At 68.1% G+C, this 11,687-nt stretch carries 11 protein-coding genes; 7 read left to right on the forward strand and 4 right to left on the reverse strand.

The window, feature by feature from the left end:
• Positions 1-156 precede the first annotated feature (156 nt).
• A complete protein-coding gene (locus NS2_RS33245) occupies positions 157-528 on the forward strand; it encodes an HIT family protein (protein WP_228102756.1) in 372 nt (123 codons plus the stop codon).
• Positions 529-567: 39 nt separating this feature from the next.
• Positions 568-957, forward strand: a complete 390-nt coding sequence (locus NS2_RS33250) for a RidA family protein (RefSeq protein ID WP_033091266.1) — start codon at positions 568-570, stop codon at positions 955-957.
• A gap of 119 nt (positions 958-1,076) precedes the next feature.
• Here the strand turns inward: NS2_RS33250 and NS2_RS33255 are convergent, their stop codons facing one another.
• Entirely contained in the window at positions 1,077-1,745 is a 669-nt protein-coding gene (locus tag NS2_RS33255; RefSeq protein ID WP_033091260.1) for a lysophospholipid acyltransferase family protein, read from the reverse strand.
• A gap of 198 nt (positions 1,746-1,943) precedes the next feature.
• Here NS2_RS33255 and NS2_RS33260 point away from each other — a divergent pair, with 198 nt between their 5' ends.
• The gene (locus tag NS2_RS33260; RefSeq protein WP_033091261.1) at positions 1,944-2,219 is read left to right on the forward strand and encodes a hypothetical protein; all 276 of its coding nucleotides are present in this window, start codon (positions 1,944-1,946) and stop codon (positions 2,217-2,219) included.
• A 3-nt stretch (positions 2,220-2,222) separates the two neighbouring features.
• On the opposite strand, the gene NS2_RS33265 is transcribed toward NS2_RS33260, so the two are convergent.
• Both NS2_RS33265 and NS2_RS33270 read right to left on the reverse strand, forming a co-directional pair.
• Positions 2,223-3,662 carry a HAMP domain-containing sensor histidine kinase gene (locus NS2_RS33265; RefSeq protein WP_071811951.1) on the reverse strand — a complete coding sequence of 480 codons (1,440 nt, stop codon included), beginning with the start codon at positions 3,660-3,662 and terminating at the stop codon, positions 2,223-2,225.
• Positions 3,663-3,709: 47 nt separating this feature from the next.
• Positions 3,710-4,372, reverse strand: coding sequence for a response regulator transcription factor (locus NS2_RS33270; RefSeq protein ID WP_147207409.1), 663 nt, complete (start codon positions 4,370-4,372; stop codon positions 3,710-3,712).
• 75 nt (positions 4,373-4,447) lie between these two features.
• Here NS2_RS33270 and NS2_RS33275 point away from each other — a divergent pair, with 75 nt between their 5' ends.
• The 3 genes from NS2_RS33275 to NS2_RS33285 all read left to right on the forward strand — a co-directional run bounded on the left by NS2_RS33275 (position 4,448) and on the right by NS2_RS33285 (position 9,116).
• Positions 4,448-6,400, forward strand: coding sequence for a glycoside hydrolase (locus NS2_RS33275; protein WP_045440044.1), 1,953 nt, complete (start codon positions 4,448-4,450; stop codon positions 6,398-6,400).
• Positions 6,397-7,317 (forward strand): endonuclease/exonuclease/phosphatase family protein, encoded by a 921-nt coding sequence (locus NS2_RS33280; protein WP_033091269.1) that lies wholly within the window; start codon positions 6,397-6,399, stop codon positions 7,315-7,317. Before NS2_RS33275 ends, NS2_RS33280 begins: the two co-directional genes overlap by 4 nt.
• 71 nt (positions 7,318-7,388) lie before the next feature.
• Positions 7,389-9,116, forward strand: a complete 1,728-nt coding sequence (locus NS2_RS33285; RefSeq protein ID WP_045440041.1) for an N-acyl-D-amino-acid deacylase family protein — start codon at positions 7,389-7,391, stop codon at positions 9,114-9,116.
• A gap of 3 nt (positions 9,117-9,119) precedes the next feature.
• Here NS2_RS33285 and NS2_RS33290 read toward each other — a convergent pair whose 3' ends face one another.
• Positions 9,120-10,085, reverse strand: a complete 966-nt coding sequence (locus tag NS2_RS33290) for an AraC family transcriptional regulator (RefSeq protein ID WP_197707923.1) — start codon at positions 10,083-10,085, stop codon at positions 9,120-9,122.
• Positions 10,086-10,625: 540 nt separating this feature from the next.
• Here NS2_RS33290 and NS2_RS33295 point away from each other — a divergent pair.
• On the forward strand, positions 10,626-11,441 hold the full coding sequence (locus NS2_RS33295; RefSeq protein ID WP_033091265.1) for an SDR family oxidoreductase: 816 nt from the start codon (positions 10,626-10,628) through the stop codon (positions 11,439-11,441).
• The last annotated feature ends 246 nt before the right edge of the window (positions 11,442-11,687 follow it).

The raw sequence follows: 11,687 nt of genomic DNA on the forward strand, positions 1-11,687 counted from the left end.
AGTACTAAGCCACGTCACTCCTCGCGACCTGTACCAAGGCGCTAGATTTCAGTGATGTTCGGCGACTTTCGAATCGACCGCATCGGTAGTGCCCACCGCGGCGAGAATCCCACGGTCCTGCGGAGATTGACGGCCGGGTTCGCGATGATTGGCGAGGTGCAATTTCTGCCCGGGTATGCCCTTTTGCTCACCGATGATCCGGGCGTTCAGCGGCTGTCGGACCTGCCGCGCGGGAAACGGCACGCCTTCCTCACCGAGATGGACGCTCTGGCCGAGGCGGTCGAGCGGGTCTGCCGCCGCACCGATCCCGCGTTCCGGCGAGTGAATCTGGAGATTCTCGGCAATACCGAGCCCTATCTCCACGCCCACATCTGGCCCCGATTCGATTGGGAGCCCGCCGATCGAGTCCGCCTGCCCGTCTGGCTGTACCCATCCGAGAAGTGGACCGACCCGTGCCATGCCCTGGGCCCCCAGCACGACACCCTCCGTCGCCTGATCAGCGAGGAGCTGGACCGTACGCTTCGGTAAAGAGATTGCCTGTGGTGCGCTGGTGTGCAGAATGGGCGCATGACGAGTCGACGGTTGGTTTCTTCGGGTGCCGCGTGGGAGCCCGTTGTTGGGTATTCGCGGGCGGTTCGGGTCGGGCAATGGGTTTCGGTTGCCGGAACCACCGCGTCCATGCCGGAGGGTGGGGCTGTCGGGGGTACGGATATCGGCGAGCAGACTCGGGAAGCTTTGCGCCGCATCCTCGCCGCGCTGGCCGAGGTGGGCGCTGCCGCTGAAAACGTGGTCCGGACACGGATTTTCGTCACCGATATCGCACGGTGGGAAGAAGTCGGCAAGGCGCACGGCGAGATCTTCGGCGATATTCGACCCGCTGCCACCATGGTCGAAGTGAGTGCTCTGATCGAGCCGGAACTGCTGGTCGAGATCGAAGCCGACGCCATCGTTCGCTAGGTCGAGGTGGTATGGGTCCATCCGCCGCCGACTGCGGTGCGGGTGCCTCGGGAGCCCGGTTCAAGGTTGAGGACGTCGAGGAGGCTCTGGTCTTCGTCGATGGCGTGATGGAGGTGGGGTCAGTTCGGTTGGGTGCGTAGGTCTTCGATGCGGTGGCGGAGGTGGTCCAGGAGTTTTTCGGGGTTGTCGAAGGTGGTGGGGTCGATGGGGGTGCCGAAGCGGAGGGTGACGGGGTGGCGGCGGTTGAAGCGGGGGCCGGTGCCTCGGGCGCGGCGGGTGGGGAGGACGCCGTCGGTGCCGGTGGTGGCTACGGGGATGATGGGGACGCCGGTGGCGAGGGAGAGGGTGGCTACGCCGGGTTTGTAGGGCTCGGATTCGCCGGGGGCCACCAGTTTGCCTTCGGGGTAGATGATGAGGACGCCGCCGTGGTGGAGGATCTGCTCGGCGGCGGCGGTTGCGGCGCGGCCGGATTCGGGGTCGCGGCGGACGACGGGGATTTGGCCGAGGCGGCGGACGAGGCGGCCGACGATCGGCCAGGACCAGAGTTCGGCCATGGCGATGGCGATGGCGCGGCGGCGCAGGGCACCCCAGAGGAAGACCGCGTCGAGCATCGAGATGTGGTTGCCGGCCACGATGACGGGGCCGGTGGCGGGGACCAGCTCGCGGCCGATGACGGTGACGTTCACGAAGTTCGACGAGGCCAGGGTGCGCAGGATGCGGCGGACCAGGTGGGTGGTGAGCCAGGCTCGTTTGCCCAGGCCCTTCGGGCGGCGCGGTGCGGTGTTCATCGATCTCCCATTTCGACCATCGGGCAACGGGATTCATCCTCGTCGCGCGGCGGCTGGAGCGATACCGCAGAACTACTCAGACGTGCGCGGACCGTGATCGAATAGCCGTTAGCTATAACGACATTTCGGGCGTAGCCTGGGAATTGCCGTGATCACGGCACCTCGGAGAATCAATCGGTAAAAGGCTCGTGTGCTGCCATGGTGGCCGGAAGCTGGTGGCGTAACACCGTTCTGCAACAACTGTCCCGATCGCCCGCTACTGCGGCGGTCCTGTTCCTCGCGCTCGATGACGGCGACGAGGTCATCACCTTTCCGAGACTTCATTGGGGCGTCGTCGCGGCCGCATTCGCGGCGGTGCTCGGGATTGCCATCGGACTCATGGTGCTGGCGAGTTCGGCGCATTTCGAAGAGCCTCGGACTCCGGCGCCGAATCCACCGGCCTCGTGCGCGCCGTTCTGCCCGTCGCCGACCTAGGCGCTATTGCGCGGTCGGGAACGTGAGGGTGAAACACGTACCGCTGGAGTCGGATTCGACCTCGGGCACGATCCCGTGCAGGGCGGCGACCTGTGACACGATGGCCAGCCCCAACCCGTGTCCCGATGTCGCCCGGGCCGCCGCGGAACGATAGAAGCGTTCGAAGATGTGCGGGAGATCGGCGGCCGGGATGCCGGGACCCGCGTCGCGGATCGACACCGCGCGTCCGGCGACGGTGATCTCGACCGTGCCGCCCGGTGAACTGAATTTCGCGGCATTGTCCAGCAGGTTGGTGATCGCCCGCGACAGCCGCGCGGGTGCGCCCTGGATGGTGACGGGATCCATGGTGGCGGCGAATTCGATTGCGGGCCAGTGCCTTCGGGCGGTATCAAGGCAGTCCTCGACCAGCAGGTCCAGGCGCAGATCCTCGAGGGTTTCCCGCACCGCGTCCGGATCGTCGGCGCGCGCCAGGTCGATCAGGTCGGTGACCAGACCGGACAGCTCCTCGGACTGCACGCGCAGCGCGGCGGCCGTCGCGCCGAGGTCGGCGGGCGACATCCGGTCGGCGCGACGCAGCAGATCGATATTGGTGCGCAGGGCGGTGAGCGGGGTGCGCAGTTCATGCGAGGCGTCGGCCACCAATCGTTGCTGGGCGGCCCGGGATTCGCGTTCGGCGGTGAGGGCGGCGTCGAGTTCGACGAGCATGGTGTTGACGCTCACCGCCAGCCGGGCCAGTTCGTCGGAGCCGGTGACCCTGATGTGCTGCTTGGGATCCCCGGTGCGGGCGACTCTTTCGGCCGCCTCGGTGAGGGTGGCCACGGGCGCGAGGGCGCGGCGGGCGAGCACGGTGCCGATGATCGCGGCCAGCACCAGCCCGGCCGCCGCGGCCGCGAGCAGGGCGAGGCCGACCCGGCGCTGTCCGGTGTCCACCGGATCGGAGCGCTGCGCCACCTGCACGGCGCTGCCGGGCTCGAGCTGGGTGGTGCACATGCGCATGGGGAGGCCGTCGAGGGTGAAATCGGTGAAGAAGCCGTCCGCGGATCCCGCTGCCACGGCGCGGGTTCCGGCATCGACGGGCAGTGGCTGGTCGGGATGGATCTCCGAGCGGATGCTGCCGTCGGCGGCCACCACCTGCACGCAGCTCGGCGCGGCGAGGTAGCGGCACTGGCCGGAGATGGCCGCCACGGACGGCTCGGTCGGGAACTGCCGGGCGATGCGGGTGGCCTGGCGGCGCAGGTTCAGATCGAGGGTGCCGTTCAACTCGTGCCCGACCACGACGTAGGCCGCGGCCGCCATGCCCGCGAGCGCCAAAGCCATTGCCAGCACGAAGAATACGGCGATCCGCCCGCGCAAACCGAGCCGCCCGGCCACACCGAGCCGCCCGCGCACGCCGGACCGCCCGCGCAAACCGGGCCACCCGCGCACGCCGGACCATCCGCGCACGCCGGTCTGCCCGGGCGACCCGGGTCGCCGAGGCGAACCAGGCCGGGTCACGACACCCCCAGCCGGTAGCCGACCCCGCGCACGGTGTGGATCAGCGCGGGCTCCCCGTCGAATTCGAGCTTGCGCCGCAGGTATCGGATGTACACCTCCAGTGAATTCGACGAATTGTGCCCCCACACCCGCTCGATCAGCGTCTCTCGCGGCAGCGCCTGGCCCGCATTGCGCAGCAGCACTTCGAGCAGCGCGAATTCGGTTCGGCTGAGCTCGATTTCGCGGTCGCCTCGCCGCACGGTGTGGGCGGTGGTGTCCAGCACCAGATCGGCGGTGGACAGCACCGCGTCGTCGTCGGGATAGGTGCGCCGCACCAGAGCCCGCACCCGCGCCAGCAACTCGTCCAGATCGAAGGGTTTGACTAGGTAGTCGTCGGCTCCGGCGTCGAGTCCCTCGATGCGGTCGGACACCGCGTCGCGGGCGGTGAGCATGAGAATCGGGGTGCGATCACCGCGCCCGCGCAGCGTGCGGCAGGTGGTCAGACCATCCATGAACGGCATGAGCACATCCAGCACCACCACTTCGGGCTGCCACCCGGCAATCTCGGTCAACGCGGTCGCGCCGTCCCCGACGCCGCGGGTCTCGTAGCCCTCGGTGGCGAGGGCGTGGACCAGCGCCTCCCGCACCGCGGCTTCGTCGTCGACCACCAGTACACGCATCCCACGGATCATACGGACGACCATCACCTGCGCTTTCTCATCCGACTCTCATGTCGGTCCCTGAGCGTGAGTGGCATGAGACTTCGGATACCGCATCGCACACCGACTGTGCTGGCCATTCTCGGGGTGGCCGCAGCCGGACTCACGGGGTGCGGCAAGGATGCGGCCGCGCCGACCGTCCGCCTCGATGGCAACTACGTGGTTATCGCGATGGCCGGGGGCACGGCCCGGGTGGACACCCGGACCTTGGGGGTTACCGCCGACTCCGAGGGCAAGGGTTACGAGCTGTCCGCACCCGCCGGGGACCCGCTGGGCACGAACGGCCCGGTGCGGCTCACGGGCTCGACCGCGACCTGGACCTACCCCGATCGCGCGCTGTCGGTGTCGGCCACCGCCGAGGACGGCCGCCTGCGCGTCAGCGTGCACAGCGACCGGGACGGTTCGCTGCGCTGGCCGCTCACCGGCCGGGACAACGCGTCCGCCGCCGTGCAGATCCCCCGCGGCGAGGGCCTCTCACTGCCGGTGCGCGATCCGTTCTGGAACGGCCCGGACACCGGGCTGGCCGGCGAATCCCTGCCGCTGACTTCCGGTTTGACCATGCCGTTCTGGGGCTACCGGGTGGGCGACCGCGGCGTCGGCTACATCGTGCCCACCGATGTCGGCAGCACCGTCACCCTGAAATCCGAGAACGGCAGGCTGATCGCCGACGGCGCACACGATTTCGACGACCGCGCCGGAACCCGCGACTACACCGTGGACTTCGCACTCACCGATGCCTCGCCGGTCGCGGCCGCCGCGGACTATCGCGCCTGGCTGATCGGGCACGGCGAATTCCGTTCCCTGCGGGACAAGATGGACAAGAATCCGGAGATCGCCCGGCTGCCGGGCGCTTTCCACGCCTACCTGTTCGGCGACGCGAAGAGTCCCGAGACGATCCGCCGGATGAAGGACCTCGGCCTGTCCAAGATGTGGCTGGGCTACGACTCCGGCGACGATCCCATGTCCCGGGCGGCGGTCACCGCCGCGAAGGACGCCGGATACCTTGCGGGACCGTATGATTCGTGGGCCAACGCCCAGGACCCGGCCACCGCCGACAATCCGTCCTCGCGCTGGCCGGGCACGGTGTGGCCCGAGGGCTGCGTCCACGACGCGAAGGGTACCGCCGAGACCGGCTTCGGCGGCCGCGGCTGCTATCTCAGTTCCCAAGCGCTGGAGAAGGATCCGCAGTTGTACCGGGACCGCTACGCGGCCATGACCGGCAATGGCGCGAACAGCTACTTCCTCGACGTCGATGCGGCGGGCGAGTTCTTCGACGACTACTCCCCCGGCCATCCCATGACCCAGCGGCAGGACCGCGACAATCGCCTGGCCCGCATGCGCTGGCTGGCCGAGGACCGCAAGACCGTGCTCGGCTCGGAGGCCGCCGGAGCCTGGGCCGCCCCGGTGCTGGACTTCGATCACGGCGCCCAGAATCCGATCTCGGATCGGCTGTGGAAGTTGCAGCGCGACCGGCAGACCTGGGGCGCCTGGTATCCCGCGAACGCGCCCAAGGTGTTCTTCAAGCCGGTCGACCTGCCCGCCGATCTGGTGACCGCCATGTTCGATCCGGTCTACCGGGTGCCGCTGTACGAGACCGTGCTGCACGACTCGCTGGTCAATGTGGATCGATGGGAGCTGTCGTATTACAAACTGCCGCACCAGGAGACGATGCGGGCGCTGACCGCGATCCTGAACAACACGCCGCTCAACTTCGTCATCGACGGTGCCACGCTCGATGAGCACGGTGCCGAAATGGCTCGATTGCAGCAGTTCTTCGCGCCGCTGCACGAGCGGGCCGCCACCTTGCCGATGACGGATTTCCGGTGGCTGACCGACGATCATCTGGTGCAGCGCAGCGTGTTCGGCGACGGTGAGCTGACGGTCACCGCCAACTTCGGCGCCAGCGATCATGACGGTCTGCCCGGCGGCTGCGTCGACGCTCAACTGAAGGGCGACAGCGCTCCCCGACGTCTGTGCCCGGCCCGATGAGATTCCGGACCCTCGTATTCGTCACCGCCGCAGCACTTCTCGCGGTGCTGATGGTGGCGCACGATCGGATACCCGACACGCTGGGCTCGGGTGTCGCCATCGACACCGCCGCGCCCTGGTTGATCCTGCTGGTTCCGCTGCTGGCCGCACTGGCTCTGATGTGCCGCAGTCGCGCCGGGGCCGCCGCCTGTGTGGCCCCGATGCTGGTGTGGGCCTACACCTTCGGCTCCTGGTGGGCGCCGACCGCCGCAGCCGCCGCACCGGGCGCGGGCAGCGTGACGGTCGTGTCCCAGAACCTCTTCGCCGACAACCCGTCCCCCACGGCCACCGCGCGCGCCCTCGCCGCGACCGGGTCGGACCTCATCGCCGTCCAGGAACTCGGCGGCACCGATCGGCCCCCGGTGCAGCGCATCCTCGACGCGGCCTACCCCTATCGCGAGGAGCGCGGCACGGTGGCCCTGTGGAGCCGCTACCCGACCTCCGACACCACGACCGCCGATGTCGGCGTCGGCTGGCAGCGTGGCCTGCGCACGCATGTCGCGACCCCGTACGGCGATCTGGTCGTCTACGTGGTGCACCTGCCGTCGGTCCGGCCATTCGATACGGCGACCCGCAATGCGGGCCTGCGTATCCTGTCCCGCCGACTGACCGCCGACCGCGCGCCGCACGTCCTGGTGGCCGGGGACTTCAATACCGCGAGCACCGACCGCCATTGGCGGGGCTTCGCCAGCGGCTACACCGACGCCGAGCCGCATACCGGTGGCGGCCCCGGCTTCACCTGGCCCGCCGCATTTCCCCTCGCCCGCCTGGACCACATCCTGCAACGCGGCCTGGCCCTCGACGCGTTCTCGGTGCTGCACCTGCCCGGCCCGGATCACCGGGCACCCACCGCGACGGTGTCCTTCCCACGCCGCTGAGCCAGGCGCATACTCCGTTCGTAGCGTGTAAAACAGCGCTGACGGCGAGCTCAGAGACAGGGTGGTTCGAGATGGCTCGATGCGACTTGGTGATTCGCGGTGGCACGGTATTCGACGGCACCGGGAAGCCGGGCGTGCGGGCCGATGTCGGGGTCAGCGACGGCAAGGTCGCCGCCGTCGGGGGCGAACTGCCCGAGGGTGTGCGGACGGTGGACGCCACCGGCAAGTGGGTGATGCCGGGCATGCTCGATGTGCACACCCACTACGACGCCGAGGTGCTCGGCAATCCCGGCCTGGGCGAATCGGTCCGCCACGGCGTCACCTCGGTCGTGCTCGGGAACTGCTCGCTCTCGACGGTGTATTCGGAGGCCGAGGACTGCGCGGACCTGTTCGCGCGGGTGGAGGCACTGCCGTGGGACGCCGTGCACGCGGCCGTCAAGGAGCACAAGGACTGGGACGGGCCGCACTCCTACGCGAAGTCGATCGCCGATCGGCCGCTGGGCGCGAATGTCGCGGCGTTCCTGGGCCATTCGGACATGCGCGTGACGGCCATGGGGCTGGGCCGGGCGGTGGACGCCGATGCGCGGCCGACGGACGCCGAGCTGACGTGCATATGCGGGATGCTCGAGGACGCGCTCGATGCCGGATTCCTGGGCCTGTCCACCATTCGCAGCTCGTTCTCCAAACTGGAGGGCGTGCGGTTCCCGACCCGGCAGCTGCCGTCGACCTACGCGACCTGGCGCGAGTATCGGGAGCTCAATGCGATTCTGCGCCGGCGCGGACGCGTGCATCAGAGCACGCCGAATCTGACCGCCCGCGCCGAGATCGGCCGCTACTTCGCCGAGAGCGCCGGTCGAATCCGCAAGCCGCTCAAGACGACTCTCATCGCCGGTATGGATGTAAAGGCGGATCGGACGGTCGCGCGCGCCGCCATGACGGCGGCGTGGGTCGCGAATACCGTTGGCGGGGCACGATTCCGGTGGCAGCATCTGCCGGTTCCGTTCGAGGTGTATGCCGACGGCGTGGATCTGGTGGTCTTCGAGGAATTCGGTTCCGGCGTCGCGGCGCTCAATATTCGCGATGTCATGAAACGCGGCGAGCTACTGGCTGACGAGGAATATCGCAGGCTGTTCCGCAAGGATCTGACCAAGAAATACGGTCCGCGCGTGTGGCATCGGGACCTCTACGATTCAGTGATCGTGTCCTGCCCGGAGGACGCGGTGGTGGGCAAGTCGTTCGGCGAGGTGGCCGACGAGCGCGGTATCCATCCGGCCGATGCGCTGCTGGACCTGGCCGTCGCGCACGGGTCGAAGCTGCGCTGGCGCACGGTCATCGCCAATGACCGCGAGGAGGTGCTCGACCTGTTGCAGCGCTCGCCGATGATGCAGATCGGTTTCGCCGATTCCGGTGCGCACCTGCGGAATATGGCCTTCTACAACTTCGGTTTGCGACTGCTCGAGCGCGCGCATCAGCGCGGATTCCTGCCGCTGGAGACCGCGATCCACCGGGTCACCGGGGAGCTGGCGGACTGGTACGGCTTGGACGCGGGCCGCCTCGAACCCGGTTCGCGCGCCGATATCGCCGTCATCGATCCCGCCGGTTTCGACGGTTCCAGCAGCGAGTACGCCGAGGCCCCGTTCCCGGGGATCGCGGGCCTGGCGCGCATGGTCAATCGCAACGACCGCGCGGTGGCCGCCACCGTGGTCGGCGGCCACCTGGTCTACGAATATGGTGAATTCGCACCGGGATTCGGCACCACCCTGCACGCGGGCACCTTCCTGCCCGCGACGGGAAGCTGACCGCTACACCATCTCCGGTACCCGTGCCCGCAGCCCCCGGGCTCGGTATTCCTGTGGCGGACAACCCTTCCAGCGCCGGAAGGCACGGATGAAGGAGGCGGCCTCGGCGTAGCCCAGGCGGGCCGCCACCTGTTCGGTGGTCATGCCGGTGTGGTCGAGCAGTTCCTCCGACAGCGCCTCGCGCACCTCGTCGAGCAGCGCCCGGAAGGAGGTGCCCTCCTCGTTGAGCCGCCGCGACAGCGTGCGCGGGCTGACGAACAACTCCGCCGCCACCGCCGACTGGTCGGGAATCTCACCCGGGTTGCGCACCAGCAGATCTCGCACCGCGCCGGCCACCCCGGTTCGCGCGTGGCGACGAGTCAGCAGGTCCCGGCACATCTGCTCGCAGGTGCTGCGCGCCCACTCATTGGCCTGCGGTAGTGGCACATCCAGGTAAGCGGCATCGAAGACGAGTTCGTTGCCACCCGCGCCGAAGGTCGGTTCGAGACCGAACACCGACAGGTGGCGCGCGGTATCCGAGGGCGCGGCATGCCGGAAACTCAACCGCTGCAACGGAACACCCATCGAGAATAGTTCCCGCCCGATCATCTGGATACCGGTCATCACCCGCTCGGCGAGAAAGGCCCGCACATCCTCGGGCACCTCGTGATCATCGAAGCGCAGACGCCCCTCGCCGCCCGCCTCCTCGAAGCTCAACTGCCCGAACGCGAAGGCCAGCTCCATGTAGCGCAGTGCCACCGCCACCGCGTCGCGCAGCGTGCGGCTGGCCAGCAGCGCCAGTCCCCACGGCCCGTACAGCGAGATGTGATAGCGGCTCCCCGCCTCCACCCCCAGCCCAGCTTCGTCCCCGAAGCGCGCGAGCAGATTCCGCACCACCGTGATTTCCTGCCGGGCGGTGACTTCGGCGTTCGCGTCGCTCACCGCCGATCGCGGGAGTCCGGCCCCCGCCAGACACTCCCCCACCTGCATTCCTCGTTCCTCCGCGAGCTGCATCAAAATGTGCACGCCGGAGGTATTCCTGGCTAGATCCCAGTCGAACATGTACGCGGTCCTCTTCGACTTCTCCCGACTTATCCTTGTTCCCCGTCGGGTTGGCGAAACATATCAACGGCGGACCGGTCGGTGTGGCGCATCCGACATTTTGGATGTTCCCCGAGGTCACGGACACCGGTGCGACACCCGTCGCTCCGATGCGTTTCCGGACCGCACCGCGATTCGTCACGTAACAGCCGCTCCGCCGGTGCGATTCATCCACATCCGGTCCGGACGCCGACCAGCAATCGAGGTCACCCCACCATGTGCTCATCCGCCATCCTGCTCGTTCCCGCATTGGCGGCACCCGCGTTCGGCGTCGGCATCTGGCTGGGCGTCCGGTCGGTTACCCGCGAGACATCCGCCGAACGCCGCCGCACCCGCTGCACGCCCGTCCTGCGCTCATGGCCGGAAATATCGCCCCTGCGACGGCCCGCCTCCTGGCCGCACCCTCGCCGCTCCCGATAAGTTGCTGCTATGAGCAGCAATACGACTCGCACCGTGGTCGTCACCGGCGCATCCTCCGGCATCGGCAAGGCCACCGCCGCCGCTTTCGCGGCCCGCGGGCACAAGGTGATCGGCACCAGCCGCAACCCCGACAAGATCGCCGACGCCGACCGGGTATCGGGGGTCGAGTACCGCGCGCTCGATCTGACCGATCGGGCGTCCATCGAGCAGTTCGCCGCCGAGCTCGGGGCGGTGGATGTGCTGATCAACAATGCCGGGGAGAGTCAGGCCGGGCCGCTGGCTGAGTTGCCGGGGGAGGCGATCGAAAGGCTGTTCCGGCTCAATGTGTTCGGGGCGATCGCGTTGACGCAGGCGGTGCTGCCGGGGATGCGGGAGCGTGGGTACGGGCGGATCGTCATGGTCGGTTCCATGCTCGGGAGCTTCCCGTTGGCTTATCGGTCCTCGTATGTGGCCACCAAGGCGGCTATTCGAGGGTTTGCCACTGCGGCTCGGTTCGAAGAGTCGCCGTTCGGGGTTTGGATTACCACCGTCGAGCCGGGGCAGATCGATACCGGGTTGAGCGAGCGGCGTATGAAGTACATCGATGAAGGGTCGCCGCACACCGCGGAATTCACCAAGTTCATGGCTGTGCTCGACAGCAAGATGAGCAAGGGGATTCCGCCTGCGAAGGTGGCCGAGACCATTGTTGCGGCCGCGGATTCGGATCGGCCCAAGCCGTTGTATGCCGTGGGTAGCAATGCGCCGGTGATGTTTGCGGTGCGACGGATACTGCCGCGCACGGTAATGGAGCGGCTCATTGCGAAGGCTCATGGCTTGAAACGCTGAAAAGACGAGAGCCAAAAGATAGAAGAGACAAAAGATCAAGGACGCCTGGATAAGGGAGAGGGGTGGCTGGGTTGCGAGCGGAGCGAGCAGCTCCAGCCCCCACACCGCAAGAAGAGCCACGGCATCCCGGCGTCATGCAGCAAGATCGGGTTAGCGAAGGTCCGGTAGGGCTGGCGAGGCGACCACGCTTCCCCAGCAGCCCAAGGGGCCCCACCATTGGGTGAGGCTCCAATCTGGGTTAGTACT

This window comes from Nocardia seriolae NBRC 15557 (genome assembly GCF_007990715.1).
GTDB lineage: Bacteria > Actinomycetota > Actinomycetes > Mycobacteriales > Mycobacteriaceae > Nocardia > Nocardia seriolae.